General features: G+C 61.5%; 12 protein-coding genes, 2 rRNA genes, 1 pseudogene and 1 other annotated feature. Of the genes and pseudogenes, 2 read left to right on the top strand and 13 right to left on the bottom strand.

The window, feature by feature from the left end; translation table 11 throughout:
* Nucleotides 1–54: 54 nt before the first annotated feature.
* Complete coding sequence (locus tag AWU82_RS23950; RefSeq protein ID WP_064382638.1) at nucleotides 55–2,556, top strand: TonB-dependent siderophore receptor; 2,502 nt, start codon at nucleotides 55–57, stop codon at nucleotides 2,554–2,556.
* Nucleotides 2,557–2,632: 76 nt separating this feature from the next.
* On the top strand, nucleotides 2,633–3,811 hold the full coding sequence (locus AWU82_RS23945) for a PepSY-associated TM helix domain-containing protein (RefSeq protein ID WP_064382637.1): 1,179 nt from the start codon (nucleotides 2,633–2,635) through the stop codon (nucleotides 3,809–3,811).
* A 73-nt stretch (nucleotides 3,812–3,884) separates the two neighbouring features.
* Here the strand turns inward: AWU82_RS23945 and rrf (AWU82_RS23940) are convergent.
* From rrf (AWU82_RS23940) to AWU82_RS23880, 13 genes and pseudogenes are all read right to left on the bottom strand, one after another.
* Nucleotides 3,885–4,000, bottom strand: a 5S ribosomal RNA gene (rrf, locus tag AWU82_RS23940).
* 106 nt (nucleotides 4,001–4,106) lie between these two features.
* Nucleotides 4,107–4,222, bottom strand: a 5S ribosomal RNA gene (gene rrf / locus AWU82_RS23935).
* A 169-nt stretch (nucleotides 4,223–4,391) separates the two neighbouring features.
* Nucleotides 4,392–4,476: a sequence feature (23S ribosomal RNA rRNA prediction is too short), on the bottom strand.
* 229 nt (nucleotides 4,477–4,705) lie between these two features.
* A pseudogene (locus AWU82_RS23930) lies at nucleotides 4,706–4,855 on the bottom strand (phage infection protein); the annotation flags it as partial.
* Between the two features lie 113 nt (nucleotides 4,856–4,968).
* Nucleotides 4,969–5,664 carry an anti-sigma factor gene (locus AWU82_RS23925; RefSeq protein ID WP_064380873.1) on the bottom strand — a complete coding sequence of 232 codons (696 nt, stop codon included), beginning with the start codon at nucleotides 5,662–5,664 and terminating at the stop codon, nucleotides 4,969–4,971.
* Nucleotides 5,661–6,194 (bottom strand): sigma-70 family RNA polymerase sigma factor, encoded by a 534-nt coding sequence (locus AWU82_RS23920; RefSeq protein WP_170928941.1) that lies wholly within the window; start codon nucleotides 6,192–6,194, stop codon nucleotides 5,661–5,663. The genes AWU82_RS23925 and AWU82_RS23920 overlap by 4 nt, the downstream gene beginning before the upstream one ends.
* Before the next feature lie 42 nt (nucleotides 6,195–6,236).
* A complete protein-coding gene (locus AWU82_RS23915) occupies nucleotides 6,237–6,758 on the bottom strand; it encodes a DUF3455 domain-containing protein (RefSeq protein ID WP_011335078.1) in 522 nt (173 codons plus the stop codon).
* Between the two features lie 148 nt (nucleotides 6,759–6,906).
* The gene (locus tag AWU82_RS23910; RefSeq protein ID WP_064380870.1) at nucleotides 6,907–8,520 is read right to left on the bottom strand and encodes an ABC transporter ATP-binding protein; all 1,614 of its coding nucleotides are present in this window, start codon (nucleotides 8,518–8,520) and stop codon (nucleotides 6,907–6,909) included.
* Between the two features lie 14 nt (nucleotides 8,521–8,534).
* Nucleotides 8,535–9,557, bottom strand: a complete 1,023-nt coding sequence (locus tag AWU82_RS23905; RefSeq protein WP_011335076.1) for an ABC transporter permease — start codon at nucleotides 9,555–9,557, stop codon at nucleotides 8,535–8,537.
* Nucleotides 9,557–10,621, bottom strand: a complete 1,065-nt coding sequence (locus AWU82_RS23900; RefSeq protein WP_064380868.1) for a microcin C ABC transporter permease YejB — start codon at nucleotides 10,619–10,621, stop codon at nucleotides 9,557–9,559. Before AWU82_RS23900 ends, AWU82_RS23905 begins: the two co-directional genes overlap by 1 nt.
* A 1-nt stretch (nucleotide 10,622) precedes the next feature.
* Complete coding sequence (locus AWU82_RS23895) at nucleotides 10,623–12,494, bottom strand: extracellular solute-binding protein (RefSeq protein WP_064380866.1); 1,872 nt, start codon at nucleotides 12,492–12,494, stop codon at nucleotides 10,623–10,625.
* An 88-nt stretch (nucleotides 12,495–12,582) separates the two neighbouring features.
* Nucleotides 12,583–15,288, bottom strand: a complete 2,706-nt coding sequence (locus tag AWU82_RS23890) for a TonB-dependent receptor (protein ID WP_064380864.1) — start codon at nucleotides 15,286–15,288, stop codon at nucleotides 12,583–12,585.
* A 207-nt stretch (nucleotides 15,289–15,495) separates the two neighbouring features.
* Nucleotides 15,496–15,897: an ExbD/TolR family protein gene (locus AWU82_RS23885; protein ID WP_011335072.1), complete on the bottom strand. Its 402-nt coding sequence runs from the start codon at nucleotides 15,895–15,897 to the stop codon at nucleotides 15,496–15,498.
* Nucleotides 15,897–16,601 carry a MotA/TolQ/ExbB proton channel family protein gene (locus tag AWU82_RS23880; RefSeq protein WP_007959058.1) on the bottom strand — a complete coding sequence of 235 codons (705 nt, stop codon included), beginning with the start codon at nucleotides 16,599–16,601 and terminating at the stop codon, nucleotides 15,897–15,899. The genes AWU82_RS23885 and AWU82_RS23880 overlap by 1 nt, the downstream gene beginning before the upstream one ends.
* Nucleotides 16,602–16,623: the final 22 nt, after the last annotated feature.

Genomic DNA, 16,623 nt, shown 5'->3' with positions numbered 1-16,623 from the left:
CTTAGTCAGTAAGCACTTCAACTCAGCCTTCGCGACTGCCTACGGAAACCTACAATGACTGCGCGCGTTACCTGTAAGAACCCTCTGAATTTCTCTGCCGAATCCGGCCTGTTGCGCCACGCCGTTCGGGCGGCGCTGTTTTCTACTGCACTGGGCGTTGGCGTGTTGCCGAGCCTGAGCATGGCGGCCAATGCCAGCGAGGTCAGCAGCCACCGCTACAACATCGCCGCCGGGCCATTGGGCGAGGCGCTGAACCAGTTCGCGCGTGAGGCGGGCATCACCTTGTCGATGACCCCACAGCAGACTCAAGGCCGACAATCACCCGGCGTGCAGGGCGAGTATTCGACCGATCAGGCGCTGAGACATCTGCTCGGCGGTTCGGGTCTGGAGGCGGTCAGCCAGGACGGCAGCAGCTATGTGTTGCGCACCGTCGCGGAAACCGAAGCGCTGGCCCTGCCGACCACCGACATCAAAGGCTTCGCCCTCGGCAACGCGCTGGGCAGCATGGATGGCTACAACGCGACGCACAGCCAGATCGCCACCAAGACCAGTACCGCGTTGCTGGAAACCTCACAAAGTGTGTCCGTGGTCACCCGCGAGCAAATGGATGACCAAGGCTCGCAAACCGTGTCCCAGACCATGCGTTATACCCCCGGCGTACTGACCAACCCTTACGGAGCCACGCACCGTTACGACTACGTGGCAATGCGCGGCTTCAACGACGGTTCGGTGGATAACATTTACCTCGACGGCCTCAAGTCGATGGGCGACAGCGGCACCTACAGCACGATGCAGGTCGATCCGTATTTCCTCGAACGCGTTGATATTCTGAAGGGCCCGTCGTCGGTACTCTACGGCCGTAGCTCGCCGGGCGGTCTGGTGGCGCTGACCAGCAAGAAGCCGCTGTACGAAGCCTATCACCAGGTACAAGCCACGGTGGGTACTCAGGGCCAACGTGGTGTCGGTTTTGACTTCAGCGGACCGGTCGATGACGACAAGCGCATCGCCTATCGTCTGATCGGTTTGACGGATCAGTCCGACACGCAATTCGACCACAACAAGGAAAAGCGCTTCGCCCTCGCACCGACCGTCAGCATCGATTTCAGCGAAGACACCTCGCTGACGCTGCAAGCGTATCTGCAGCATGACCCGGATGGCGGCTACCACGGTGGCGTGCCGGCCGACGGCACGATTCATCAGCGCAACGGCAATCGCATCTCGCCGCACTTCTTCGAAGGCGAGCCGGGCATCGATGGCTACTCCCGTGATCAGCAGTCGTTCGGTTACCAGTTCGAACACCGCTTCAACGACGTCTTCACCGCGCGGCAGAATTTCCGCTACCTCGACTCCAAAGTGAACATGGATCAGGTTTATGCCTATGGCTGGACGTCGCCGACCAGCAACGAACTGAATCGCTACTACACCGGCGGTGACGAGCGCCTGCACGCGTTCATCGTCGACAACATGCTCCAGGCGGAATTTTTCACCGGCGTGACCAAGCACACTGTGCTGATGGGGGCGGATTACCAGCGACGCAAAACCGTGGTCGACTGGACCAGTGGCGGCCTGGCGCCGATCAATGCGTTCAACCCGGTGTATGGCAATTCGGCTATTACGCCATACGGCGAGACCAGCTATCTGCGGCGCCTGGAGCAGACCGGCGTTTACCTGCAAGACCTGATCGAGATGGACAAGTGGCGCTTCTCGCTGGGGCTGCGCCAGGACTGGGTGGAAACCTCCGATGAAAACCGTATCGCCGAAGCGGGCCGTCCGGTCGGCACCGAGATCAACGATCGACGCACCAAGCTCACCGGTCGCGCCGGCGCACTGTATCTGTTCGATAACGGCCTCGCGCCGTACGTCAGCTATTCCGAGTCGTTCAATCCGAATTCCTACGCGGACAGCGCCGGCAATCCTCTCGCACCGACTGACGGTACACAGTGGGAAGCAGGCCTGAAGTATCAGCCGCCGGGTACCGAGAATCTGTTCACCGCCTCCTTGTTCCACATTGATCAGGAGAACCTGGCGACCAAACTGCCGCAGGAAAACTTCTATCGCGCTGTAGGCGCTGTCCGTTCTCAGGGTCTGGAACTGGAAGCGCACATGCAGTTGACCGACAACCTGAAAGTCCTCGGCAGCTACACCTTCACCGACATTGAATACTCGAAGTCGATGACCAGCACCTTGAGCACACCGACCAATGTGATCGAGAACAAAGGCAACTCGCCAACCCAGGCACCGCGGCACATGGCATCGCTGTGGGCCGACTACAAATTCGACAGCGCGGCACTCGATGGTCTGCGACTGGGCGGTGGTGTGCGTTATGTCGGCTATAGCTGGGCGGATGCAGAGAACACCATGAAGGTGCCGTCCTACACATTGTTCGACGCATCGATCGGTTATGACCTCGGCAAGGTCGGTCTGAAGGGTGTCGACGTACGCCTGAATGCGAACAATCTGACCAACGAATCCTACGTGGCCTCCTGCGCCAGTCTGGACTTCTGCTACATGGGCGAAGAGCGCAACGTCGCCGCTACGGTCAGTTACCAGTTCTAAGCCTTTGTCTTGTGCATAAAAAAGCCAGCCCCTGAAATCAGGGGCTGGCTTTGTCGTATCTGAGGGGAAAGTTTCCATGCGTTCGTTTCTGGTTTTGTTGCACCGGTATATCGGGTTGGCCACGGCGGTTTTTCTGCTGCTGGCCGGGATCACCGGGAGCATTCTGGCGTTCAATCATGAGCTGGATGAGTGGTTGAATCCGGAGTTTTACGCGGCGTCGGCCGAGGGAGAACTTCTACCGCCCGGTGAGCTGGTCGATACGGTGCAATCGGTACATCCGAAGTTGCAAGTCTGGTACATGGAATACCCGAACGAGGAAGGCCACACGGCAATGCTTGCGACGGTTCCACGTAAAGATCCGGCGACGGGCGAACCGTTTAAAGAACGCAATCAGGTGTTCTACCTCGACCCGGTCAGTGGCGAACAGAAAGGCCAGCGTTACTGGGGCGAGTGCTGTTTCCAGCGTGAGAATTTCGTCCCGTTCATTCTTGAGTTTCACTACAACCTGACACTGCCCGGTAACTGGGGTTTGCTGTTGATGGGGTTGGTGGCCATCGCCTGGGTAATCGATTGCTTCATCGCCCTCTGGCTGACGTTGCCGCGGGGTAAACCGTTCTGGAAGAAGTGGTGGAGCGCCTGGAAGATCAAGGGCGGGCATACCTATCGACTCAACTTCGATCTGCATCGGGCAGGGGGTTTGTGGCTGTGGTTGTTATTGCTGCCGATCGCCGTCAGCAGCGTGGCGATGAACCTGCCGAGCCAGGTTTTCAAACCGGTGGTGTCGTTGTTTTCCCCGATTGAACCGAGCGTGTATGAAGCCCGAGGGCGAATGCCTGCCGAAGAGCTGGGGATCACCCGATTGAGTTATCAACAGGCGTACGAAAGAGCACAGCAGGAGGGAAAAAGGTTGGGGCTGACAGCAGCGATCGGCGAGTTGTATTACAGCTTTGAGTATAACTTCTACGGTGCGGGGTTCGGACAGCATGACACGGAGGCCCACGGCAAATCCTGGTTGTTCTTCCACGGTACGGACGGACGATTATTGGGGCAGGAGATTGCAGGAGAAGGGACGTTGGGAGAGCTGTTTTATCGGTTGCAGTTGCCGATACATGGGGGGCGGATCATAGGCTTCACCGGACAAGTGATGATCGCGATGTTGGGTGTTCTGATTGCGGGATTGTCGGGGACTGGCGTCTACATCTGGTGGCGCAAGTGGCAGGCTCGTCAGAGCAGCAAGGCACGCAGAGCGGTTTGAAGACAGATTTCCGGTGTCCCTTGAAACGACAAAACCCCTGTCTGCGTTAGCAGACAGGGGTTTCGGAATTCAATCTTGACGATGACCTACTCTCACATGGGGAAACCCCACACTACCATCGGCGATGCATCGTTTCACTTCTGAGTTCGGGATGGGATCAGGTGGTTCCAACGCTCTATGGTCGTCAAGAAATTCTGTGACCAGCCCGTTACCGCAGTAACGTTCCGGCAAAAATCGGTGACTTCTACTAAAACAAAACCCCAACTGCTTTCGCAATTGGGGTTTCGGAATTCAATCTTGACGATGACCTACTCTCACATGGGGAAACCCCACACTACCATCGGCGATGCATCGTTTCACTTCTGAGTTCGGGATGGGATCAGGTGGTTCCAACGCTCTATGGTCGTCAAGAAATTCGGGTACTGACTCGCGACCAGATGGCCTCGCTTCAGCAAATTGGATATGTGACAGCTGTCGGTGTCTTGTGAGCGTCGAACTTTCGGTTCATTGCGTCTTCACACACCGCAATCTGGTCTCTTTCGAGTCTACAGATTGCTTGGGTGTTATATGGTCAAGCCTCACGGGCAATTAGTATTGGTTAGCTCAACGCCTCACAGCGCTTACACACCCAACCTATCAACGTCGTAGTCTTCGACGGCCCTTCAGGGAACTCAAGGTTCCAGTGAGATCTCATCTTGGAGCTGCCGACCTGGGTCGCGCTCTGCGAGGCATACAGGCTGTACAACTCGCGGCCCGGCGAGACGATCGGATCGCCGCTGCGCGGGAAACTGGTGACGATCATGTCGTAGTCCCGGGCGTTGAGCCGGTTGATGTACTGCGCGGAATCGATACGTCGCAAATTGAGGCGTAATAACTTCGGATACGCAGACATTAGATCAGACGATCCGAGCCACCTTCGGCAACGCGCTGTTCGATCAGACGATCCGAACCGCCTTCGGCGATCATGGTGTGGGCCGGTTTGGCGGCAAATGCGTTGAAAGCCAGAACCGAGAGGGCAATGCTGAGGATGACTTGGCGTTTCATGATTGTGTGCTCCGGGGGTGTTGTTTGTTTGGTATGGAGCCGATGTTACGCCCGGGATTTTTTAAGAGAACTTCATTGACGTGATGGTGAACATCGACGCCGATGATGGTTTGTCACAGCACCTTCACTGCGCGGCCAATTGCCTGGATCGGCCCGGTGGGTTTGCCGATCGGCGAGCCGTTGGCGCCTTCCAGCGTCAGCTCGAACAATTGGTTAGGTTGCAGCGGCGGCAGTTTGTCCAGCGGGATCGACAGCGCCTGGCCCGGTTTGACCAGCCCCAGCGACACCGGACCCTGCCAGCCGTCGGCCTTGGTCCAGAATTCCAGCGCCTTGTCCGTCGGCACCTCGACCACGCCCAGCGGAATCAACTGAATCTCCCGCGGACTGCTGGCCTGGATCACCCAGCCCGGCGCCTTGTCCTGCGGGGCGACCAGCACCACCAGAAAGCTCGGTTTCGGGGTGGTTTGAGTTAGCAGGATCGAACCCAGCAACAAGGTCGCGGCCAGCCCGGCAGCGCTCAAGCCGCGCCACAGCGACAGGCGGTTCCACCAGGAAATCTCGGGCGCCACCTTATGGGTGAGTTGCCCGACACTGCGTTCGATGCGTTGCCACAACTGCGACGAGGGCTGATGCGCCGGCGCGAGGTCGGTCAGTTCCAGCAGGCGCCGTTCCCAGGCGTCCAAGGCCGCTTGCAGCTCGGGCTCGTTGGGCAACCGCCGTTGCACTTCGGCGCGCGCTTCGGCCGAGAGGGTGCCGAGCACGTATTCGCTGGCCAGTTCATCGCGTTCCTGCGCCGATTCGGTGGTCATCCCATGCACTCCCGCAACGCATTGAGGCTGCGCTTGATCCAGGCTTTGACGGTGCCCAGCGGCGTGTCGAGGCGTTGGGCGATCTGTGCGTGGCTGTAACCGTCGACGTAGGCGTGAAGGATGCAGCGGCGGCGTTGCGGTTCCAGTTGATGCAGGCAGCGATGGATGCGGGTCGATTGCGCCAGCGCATCGAAGTCGTCATCAATCGCCGGAGATTCGTTGCTGTCGTTCAACGGCGTTTCCCGGTCGTGATTGCGCAGCACATTCAGCGCCAGATGGCGGGTCACGCTGAACATCCAGCCTCGGGCCGAACCGCGCGCCGGATCGAAACCCGCCGCGCCGGCCCAGATCTTGATGAATGCGTCGTGAACGATGTCTTCGGCCAGCGCCGTGTCGCGCACCAGACGTCGGGCCACACCGAGCAGCCGCGGACTTTCCTGCACATACAATTCGCGCAGGGCCCCGCGCTCGCCGCGAGCACAGGCGGCGAGGCGGGCTTCGTAATCGAACGCGGTTTCGGGTAATGGCATGTCCTGCAATCTAGCAAGCATCGAGCAAACGTCCAGTCAGGCTCAGTTCGCGGCCCAGAAAATGTAGTCGGCCTGGTACTTCACCACTTCCTGTTTGCCCTTGTTCGCCGCCGTGCATTCGCTGCCCGGCGCCACGCCGCCCTTGAGCGCGACGCGCTGGATGTAGCTCACGCCGCTCATCGCGCCTTTGCCCTCGGCGGGGTTGGCCTTGACCAGCTGATAGGGCAGGTTGCCCGGGCTCGATGGCGCTACGGCCAGTTGCGTGCCGGTGACTTTCGAACCGTCCTTTGCCTGCCAGGTGGCGGGCGGGCCGAAGTAGGTGCCGACCTGTTTGCCGCTGCGATCGTTGAGCACCGCTTTCGGGCCGACGAACACCCACTCGGTCTGGCCGGCGACATTGGCCTTGTCCCGGCATTCGTAGGTGATCTCGCCGACCCCGGTGGTTTCCATCGCGATCTTGTGACCGTCCGGCACCTTGATCGCATCGGGATAACTGCTTTGGGCAAAGCTTGTCGAGGCGACGGCGAGCAAACCGGTGAAGCCGATCAGTTGGGTGATGTTCATCAGTGTTTCTCCGAAAAAGGGTAAACCGCTGACAGCCGAAAGAGGGCTGTTACAGGGACTACCCGCGACGGAGGCGTTTGGATGCAGGGCCCGACAAATAATTTTGAAAACACTGCAACCCCGCTCCCACAGGGATCTTCAGCATTGGTCAGATTGTTGTAACCAGCTCTTTCCCGGTTTTTGCCAATGCCAGGCCGGAGGCCTTCAGGAGTTCCTGAGTGTAGGCATGCTGCGGCGCCGCAAAAATCTCCCGGGACGACCCCTGTTCCACCACCTTTCCGTCCTTGATCACCATCAAATCGTGCGCCAGTGCATGCACCACCGCCAGGTCATGGCTGATGAACAGGTACGTCAGCCCATGGCGGATCTGCAATTGCCGCAACAACTCCACCACCTGTTTCTGCACCGTGCGGTCCAGCGCCGAGGTCGGTTCGTCGAGCAGAATCAGCGTCGGTTCCAGCACCAGCGCCCGGGCGATGGAAATGCGCTGGCGCTGGCCGCCGGAGAATTCGTGGGGATAGCGATGGCGGCTCTGCGGGTCGAGGCCGACTTCCTTCAAGACGCGGATCACCGCAGCCTCACGTTCTTCGGGCGTGCCGATGCCGTGGGTCAGCAGGCCTTCGGCAATGATCTGCTGCACCGACATCCGTGGGCTGAGGCTGCCGAACGGGTCCTGGAACACTACCTGAATCTGTCGGCGCAACGGGCGCATCAAGCGCTGATTGAGCAGGCTCAGTTGCTTGTTGCCGAAGCGAATCTCGCCCTCGGATTCCACCAGCCGCAGAATCGCCTGGCCCAGCGTCGATTTGCCCGAGCCGGACTCGCCGACGATCCCCAGGGTCTTGCCCCGTTGCAGCCGGAAACTCACGCCGTCCACGGCCTTGATGTATTGCTGGGTGCGGCTGAACAACGCCTTGGGCAGCGGGAACCAGACTTTCAGATCGTCCACCTCCAGCAGGTTGTGATCATAGCGACTCGGCACCGGTGCGCCCGACGGTTCCGCCTCGATCAGCAGCCGGCTGTAGGGATGCTGCGGGGCGCGGAACAGCATTTCGCAATCGGCCTGTTCGACGATTTCCCCGTGGCGCATCACGCACACCCGTTGGGCGATGCGCCGCACCAGATTGAGGTCGTGAGTGATCAGCAGCAGCGACATGCCGAGGCGTTGCTGCAACTCGATCAGCAGCTCGAGAATCTTCTGCTGTACGGTCACATCCAGCGCCGTGGTCGGCTCATCGGCGATCAGCAATTCCGGTTCGTTAGCCAGCGCCATGGCGATCATCACCCGTTGCCGCTGGCCGCCGGAGAGCTGGTGCGGATAGGCCTTCAGACGCTGCAACGGCTGGCGAATGCCGACCAGTTCCAGCAGTTCCAGCGTGCGCTGGCGCGCGGCGCGGCCCTTGAGTCCCTTGTGGATCTCCAGCACTTCGCTGATCTGTTTTTCCACCGTGTGCAACGGGTTCAGCGAGGTCATCGGCTCCTGGAAAATCATCGCGATGCGGTTGCCGCGCAAGCTGCGCATCTGCTGTTCACTGGCGTGCAGCAAGTCCACGCCGTTGTAACGGATGCTGCCCGTGCTACTGACGGTTTTGCCTGGCAGCAAACGCAGGATCGAGTGCGCCGTCACCGACTTGCCCGAGCCGGATTCACCGACCAGTGCCAGGCATTCGCCACGGCGGATGTCGAGGTTCACGCCGTGCACCACTTCGTGCCCGGCGAAGGCGACGCGCAGGTCGCGGATTTCAATCAGGTTATCGGTCATATCAGCTCCGGGGATCAGGATCGCGGATCGAACGCGTCACGGCAGGCTTCGCCGATGAACACCAGCAGGGACAGAATCAGCGCCAGGGCAAAAAACGCCGTCAGCCCCAGCCACGGCGCTTGCAGATTGCGCTTGGCCTGGCCGATCAGTTCCCCCAGCGATGCGGTGCCGGCGGGCATGCCGAAGCCGAGAAAATCCAGCGCGGTGAGGGTGGCAATGGCGCCGGTCAGAATGAACGGCAGGTAGGTGAGGGTGGAGGTCATGGCGTTGGGCAGAATGTGCCGGCGCATCAGCTCGCTGTCCGTCAGGCCCAGCGCCCGCGCCGCCTTGACGTATTCCAGGCTGCGCCCGCGCAGGAACTCGGCGCGCACCACATCCACCAGTGCCAGCCAGGAAAACAGCGCCATGATCCCCAGCAGCCACCAGAAACTCGGCGAGACGAAACCCGACAAAATGATCAGCAGGTACAGCACCGGCAATCCCGACCAGATCTCCAGCACCCGCTGCCCGAGCAAGTCGACCCAGCCGCCGTAATAACCCTGCAACGCCCCGGCCACGATGCCGACCAGCGCACTGACGGCGGTGAGGATCAGCGCAAACAGAATCGAAATCCGCGTGCCGAAAATCACCCGCGCCAACACGTCCCGCGCCTGATCGTCGGTGCCCAGCCAGTTGCTCGAGGACGGCGGGCTCGGCGCCGGTTCCGTGAGGTCGTAATTGACCGTGTCGTAGCTGAACGGGATCGGTGGGAACAGCATCCAGCCGCCCTGATCCTCGATCAGTTTGTGTACGTAATTGCTCGCGTAATCCGGCTGGAACGGCAGTTCGCCGCCGAAATCGGTTTCCAGGTAGTCGCTGAGGATCGGGAAGTAGAAGGCGTTGTGGTAGCGGATCACCAGCGGCTTGTCGTTGGCGATCAGTTCGCCGCCGAGGCAGATCAGGCACAGCCCGATGAACAGCCACAGCGACCAGCGCCCGCGACGGTTGGCCTTGAATTGGGCGATGCGCCGCCGGCCCAGAGGGGAGAGTGTGAACATCAGGCAGTCCTCGCCGAGAAGTCGATGCGCGGGTCGAGCAGGGTGTAGCAGAGGTCGCCGATCAGCTTGATCAACAGGCCGAACAGGGTGAACAGAAACAGCGTGCCGAACACCACCGGGTAGTCCCGCGACACCGCCGCTTCGTAGCTCATGCGCCCGAGGCCGTCGAGGTTGAAGATGGTTTCGATCAGTAGGGAGCCGGCGAAAAACACCTCGATCAACGCCGACGGCACACCGGCTACCACCAGCAGCATCGCGTTGCGAAACACATGGCCGTAGAGCACACGTCTTTCGGTCAGGCCTTTGGCGCGTGCGGTGATCACGTACTGGCGGCTGATCTCGTTGAGGAAGCTGTTTTTGGTCAGGATCGTCAGCGTCGCAAAACCGCCGATCACCAGCGCCGTCACCGGCAACACCAGGTGCCAGAGGTAGTCGCCGACCTTGCCCCACAGGCTCAGGCTGGCGAAGTTGTCCGAGACCAGCCCCTGTACCGGAAACCAGTTGACGTAGCTGCCCCCGGCGAACACCACGATCAACAGGATCGCGAACAGAAACGCCGGCATCGCGTAACCGACGATGATCGCCGTGCTGCTCCAGACATCGAACGCGCTGCCGTTGCGGATCGCCTTGCGGATGCCCAGCGGGATCGAAATCAGGTAGGTGATCAAGGTCGCCCACAGGCCGAGGGACAGCGACACCGGTAGTTTCTGTACGATCAGATCCGTCACCTTCGCACCGCGAAAGAAGCTGCTGCCCAAATCCAGTTGCGCGTAGTTCTTGAGCATCAGCCACAGGCGTTCGTGCATCGGCTTGTCGAAGCCGTAGTGGTGTTTGATCTCTTCGATCAGCGCAGGGTCCAGGCCACGGCTGCTGCGCCCGGCACCGCCGATCGCGGTGACCTCGCTGGCGCCGCCCATGCTGTGCCCGCCGAAGCCTTGCAGGCGGGCGATGGCTTGTTCCACCGGGCCGCCGGGCGCAGCCTGCACGATGACGAAGTTGACCACCAGAATGCACAGCAGCGTCGGGATGATCAGCAACAGACGTCGACTCAGATAACGCCACATGTCACTGGCCCCCCGCGAGCTGGCGCAAGGCACTCATCTGCTGATTGGTCAGCGGCTTGGCCGAGACCTCCCACCAGGTGTCGAGGCCTTCGCTGTAAATCGGCTGCACCGCAGGCCTGCCGAAGCGGTTCTGAAACACCGTCGGCGTGCCTTTGGAGTAGTAGTTGGGAATCATGTAGTCACCCCATTGCAGCACCCGGTCGAGGGCGCGGGCGTAACGCACCATGGCGTCGCGGGTATTGGCCTGCACCAGACCGTCGATCAGCCGGTCCACCGCCGGGTCCGCCAGCACCATCGAATTGGAGCTGCCGACCTGGGTCGCGCTCTGCGAGGCATACAGGCTGTACAACTCGCGGCCCGGCGAGACGATCGGATCGCCGCTGCGCGGGAAACTGGTGACGATCATGTCGTAGTCCCGGGCGTTGAGCCGGTTGATGTACTGCGCGGAATCGATACGTCGCAAATTGAGGGTGATGCCGATCTGCGCCAGGGTGCGTTTGTACGGCAGCAGCATGCGGTCGAAACCGCCCTGGCCGTCGAGGAAGGTGAATTCGAATGGCTCGCCGGCGGCGTTCACCAGTCGGTTGTTTTTCGGCGTCCATCCGGCTTCGGCCAACAGCTTCAGGGCCTGCAACTGCTTGTCGCGGATGTAGCCGCTGCCATCGGTTTTCGGCGCCTGATAGACCCGGCTGAAAACCTCGTCCGGAATCTGTCCGCGCAGCGGTTCGAGGATTGCCAGCTCGCCGGCGTCGGGCAAGGCGGTGGCGGCCATTTCACTCTTCGGCCAGTAGCTGTTCTGGCGCACATAGAAGCCGCGCATCATCTGCTTGTTGGTCCACTCGAAATCCCACAGCAGGCTCAGCGCCTGACGCACGCGGCGATCCTTGAACAGCGGATTCTGCAGGTTGAACACGAAACCCTGGGCGCAGGTCGGTTTGTCCGGGGCGAGAATTGCCTGTTGCAGGCGACCGTCGCGCAGGGCCGGGCTGTCGTAGCCGACCACGTAGCCGGAGGAGGAAAACTCGCGGTTGTAGTCGAACGCGCCGGCCTGCAGCAGTTGTCGGGCGACGTCGGTGTCGCCGTAGAAATTCACGGTCAGGCTGTCGAAGTTGTACATCCCGCGACTGACCGGCAGGTCCTTGCCCCACCAATCCGGATCGCGCTGGAAACCGATGCTGCGTCCCGCGTCGACCTTGCTCACCCGATACGGGCCGCTGCCCAATGGTGGTTCGAAACCGCCGCCGTTGGCGAAGTCGCGGGTTTTCCACCAGTGCTCGGGCACCGGTCGCAGCGACGCCAGATCCAGCGCCAGGGTGCGGTTGAGGTTGTTCTTGAAGGTGAAGCGAATCTGCCGCGGGCCTTCGATCAGCACGTCCTGCACGTCGGCGTATTGCTGGCGATAACTCAGGCTGCCCTTGGTCATCAACAGTTCGAAGGTGTAGCGCACGTCCTCGGCGGTGATCGGCGTGCCGTCGGCGAAACGCGCCTCGGGATTCAGGTTGAAGCGCACCCACAGACCGTCGGGATCGCGCTCCATGGTTTGCGCCACCAGACCGTAGACGGTGTAGGGCTCGTCCAGCGAGCGGAACGCCAGCGGCGAATACACCCAGTCGTTGACCTGCACCACGGGAATGCCCTGATCGGCATACGGGGTGATGTAGTTGTACTGACCGATCTCCATCGAAGCGCGGCTGAGCGAGCCACCCTTGGGGGCGTCGGGATTGACGAAGTCGAAGTGCTGGAAGCCGGCGGGGTATTTCGGCGCTTCGCCGTACACCGTCATCGCGTAGCTGCCGCCAGCCAGCGCAGCTGACGCGTTGCACAGCAGCGCGCTGCCGAGCAGCAGGCCGGCCATGTTGCGCAGAAAACTCATGAGATCACTCCTCAAACCTCTGAAAGAACAAGGACCCCCTGTGGGAGCTGGCAAGCCAGCTCCCACAGGGTTATGCAGTGCTCGTTCCTTAGAAGTGGTACGTCATGCGCGCAAAAAGCGTGCGGCCCAGCGGGTCGGTGTAGCGCGGGTCATAACCGCTCTGGAAGTTGTAAGCCTGGTTGGAGAACGGCGGATCGCGGTCGAACAGGTTCTTCACCCCGGCATCGACGTCCAGCACCTTGTCGAAGGTGTAGCCGGCCGACAGGTCCCACACCGAATACGACGCGACCCGCGCGTTGGTCTCGCGGTCGTAGTCGTTGTAGCCGGTGGTGAAGCGGTTGGTCAGCGCCGCGCGGGCTGCACCGAAGGTCCAGGAACCGGTCAGGTTGTGTTTCCAGCGGGCAATCACACCGTCGCCCTTGAAGTCGCCGACCTTGTCGGTGAACGGACCCTTGATGGTGCTCTGGAAGTCGTACTCGTCGACATAGGTGCCTTGCAGGCCCAAGCCGAACTGACCGTACGGCGTGTTCGGGAAGCGATAGTCCAGCGACACATCGACGCCGTTGGTTTCGACGATGCCGAGGTTGGCGTTGCCGGTGACGATGTAGTTGAGCGTGCCGTCGGCGTTGCGCACAAAGCGGTCAGGGTAGCTGCCGGCCTGATCGAACACGGTGGATTCCGGGAACGGCTGGATCTGGTTGGAGATGTGAATCCACCAGAAATCCAGGCCCACGGACAGATTGCTGACCGGCTGATAGACAAAGCCCAGCGTGACGTTGCGCGCCTTCTCCGGGGCCAGGTCTTCGTTGCCGCCGATCTGGTTGAGGAACTGCTGACCGCAATCGCGCCCGCCGTTGCCGCCCGGTTGCACCACGCCGCCGGTACACAGCACCGGGTCGTTGTAGTAGCCCTGGGTGTAGGTGATGCTGCGCGGCGAATACAGCTCATACAGCGACGGCGCGCGGAAGCCTTCGCTGTAGGCGCCGCGCACCACCAGCTCCTTGAGCGGCTGATAACGGAACGAATATTTCGGGTTGGTGGTGCTGCCGAAGTCACTGTATTTGTCGTGACGCACGGCGGCGGACAATTCCAGGCTGTCGAGTACCGGTACGTTGATTTCCGCGTAGGCGGCTTTCACGCTGCGGTCGCCCTCGACGCTGCCGGCCGGGTCGATGCCCAGGCTCTGGATGTCGCCGGCAAAGGCTTCGTAGTCTTGGTGGAATTTCTCTTTGCGGTACTCGCCGCCCAGGGCCAGGCCGGACGGACCGGCACCGAACCAGTCACCGATTTCGCGACTGATCCGCCCGTCGAAACCGGCGACCCGACCGACCGCCGTGGAATAGGCGCCGTGGTACGCGGCCTGGTCGATGTATTGCTGACCGGCGCTGGTCTGCGGGCCGAACGGGTTGAGCAGGCCGCTGGCCAGACCGTCGATCATCGCCTGATCGCTGACGTAGCCGCTGGTAACGCTGGAGACGATCTTGTTCTGGTTGTACGAGGCGCCGACGTTGTAGTCCCAGCCGCCAACCAGACCGTCGAAGCTCAGCAAAAAGCGCTGGCTGGTGTTCTGGTCTTTCGATTCACGCGGGCCGGCGGCGGTTTCGCGCCAGTTCACGTCCACCGGTTGCGTCGGGTCGAGGGCGAAACCGGTGGGCGCCGGGGTGATGCCGTTTCCGGGGTAGTAGGGCGAGGACGAATCCAGGCTCAGGCCGGTCAATGGCGCCGGGCCGACAGCGGTGGCGTTGTTGTTGCGCGACCAGAAGTATTCAAGGTTGACGTTGTGGTCGTCGGCCAGTTTGCCGGTGGTCTTGCCGAAGAACGACGTCTTCTCGGTCTGCGGCACCAGGTCGATGAATTCCCGGGTGCTGAAGCGGCAGAGGCCGTCGCGGGCCACCAGGTTGGGGCCGTTGCAATTGCTGTTGGCCAGCGGGTTGGTGGCGTTGCCGTTCTGGCTGTAGTTGCCGGGGAACGCGGTGCCGGAGGTCTGGTCCAGGCCCCGGCCGGGCACGTAGTCGCGGGCGAAGGAGCGGTCGTTGGCGTCGAGGTTCTGTTGCTTGTTGTAGTTGAACACGCCGAGCACGTTGAAGCGGTCCTGCTCCAGGTCGCCGTAGCCCCAGCTTGCGCTCATGTCCTTGGTCGCACCGCCGCCGCTGTGGGTCGGGGTTTCGCCGCCGAGGGTGAGCTGGCCGTCGGTCATGGATTTCTTGGTGATGAAGTTGATCACGCCGCCGATGGCGTCGGTGCCGTACAGGGCCGAGGCGCCGTCGCGCAGCACTTCCACGCGCTCGATCGCGGCAAACGGGATCATGTTCAGATCCACCGCGCCGCCGGCCGAGTTGGTGCCCGACAGGGCGTTGTTGGCCAGTCTGCGACCGTTGAGCAGCACCAGCGTCTTGTTCGCGCCGATGCCGCGCATGTCGGCAAACGATGCGCCGCCGGTGGCCGCGCCGACCGAGCCTGCGCTGTTGTTGATCGACTGGCTGCCGGTGATGCGCTGCACCAGTTCGGCGGTGGTGGTCACGCCCTGTTTGCGCAGTTCATCGGCCTTGAGCACGGTGATCGGCACCGCCGTTTCCGCATCGACCCGGCGAATCGCCGAACCGGTCACTTCGACCCGTTGCAGTTGCGTGGTCGGCGCAACCACCGCAGCGGCGGCCGGGACGCCGTTGTCGTCCTCGGCAGCCTGAACCCCGGCGCCCATCCCCATGGCCACCAGGTACAACGGAACGAAACGGTGGCGGGAAATCGTCGCCACCAAAGGTTTGAGCGTGAAGCGTGGAGTGTTCATCAGCATGGTTGTTTCCGACTTTGTTAGACGTTTATCGAAATGGCCTTGTGAGCCCTCTTTGCACGGAGCACGGTGGTGCCGCGCCGCGAAAACCACTTTCTTCAAGCAAGCCGATCCCCTCCGAAGACGCGCAGCGTTTTTCGGTCGGCCGATTGCGACGGGATTCAACGAACGGTGCCGGGCGCGTCCCTCACAGCGCGCCCGGCACCGCCGTCAGCGGGTGGTCATCACCGATATCTTGGTGATGCCCGAGCGCTCGATGGACGCCATGGCTTTGGCGACCTGGCCGTAATTCACGGCGGAGTCGGCCTGCAGCTGCACGCGTACGTCGGCATCCTTGGCCTTGACCTCCTTGAGGCTGGCCTCCAGTGATTCCGGCGCCAGCTCGGTCTTGGCCAGAAAGAACTTGCCGTCCTGATCGACGCTGACCACCACCGGGTCCTTCTTTTCGGCGGGAGCGACGGCGTCGGTTTTTGGCAGGTTGACCTTGATCGCGTTGGTCATCAGCGGCGCGGTGACGATGAACACCACCAGCAGCACGAGCATCACGTCCACCAGCGGCGTGACGTTCATTTCGCTGAGCACTTCATCGCTGTCTTGAGTGGAAAAGGACATCAGCTGGCCTCCCGCACGGCGGCCGTGGATTTGGCGATGGCCTGGCGGCTGATGGAAAACGCACTGCGCGAGGCGAGGGCGTCGAAGTCGTGGGCGAAGTCATCCATGTCCGCCGAAGCCAGCTTCAGGCGCCGCAGGAAGAAGTTGTAGATCAGCACCGCCGGCACCGCGACGGCAATGCCCACACCGGTTGCAATCAGCGCGTGGCCGATCGGCCCGGCCACGGTTTCCAGGCTGGCCGAACCGCTGGCGCCGATGCTTTGCAGGGCTTCCATGATTCCCCACACGGTGCCGAACAGGCCAATGAACGGCGCGGTGCTGCCGATGCTGGCGAGGATCGCTTGGCCGTTTTCCAGCGAGCGACGTTCCTTCTGGATCTGCTGGCGCAAGTTGCGTTCCAGACGATCGGAACGGTTGATGGTGTGCGCCAGTTGTTGGGTGGTGCGCGGGGATTCCTCCACCAACAGGGCTTCGAAACCGCTGCTGGCGATCCGCGCCAGCGAGCCCGGATACTGGCTGGCGTGTTCGGCGGCGGTCAGCAGATCCGGCGCGCCCCAGAAGGCTTTGCTGAACTGCCGGTTCTGGGTTTTCTGGCGCAGGTATTGCGCCGACTTGACCAGCAGGATCGCCCAGCTGACCACGGAAAACAGCACCAGCCCCCAGAGCACGCCGGGGACAATCATCGAAGACAGAGAATCGTTCATGGCTACACCTCGCTTGCGTTAA

The sequence above is a fragment of the Pseudomonas glycinae genome (genome assembly GCF_001594225.2).
In the GTDB taxonomy this organism is placed as follows: Bacteria; Pseudomonadota; Gammaproteobacteria; order Pseudomonadales; family Pseudomonadaceae; genus Aquipseudomonas; species Aquipseudomonas glycinae.
The sequence above is the reverse complement of the archived record's forward strand: the minus strand, read 5'-3'. Positions and strand labels throughout refer to the sequence as shown.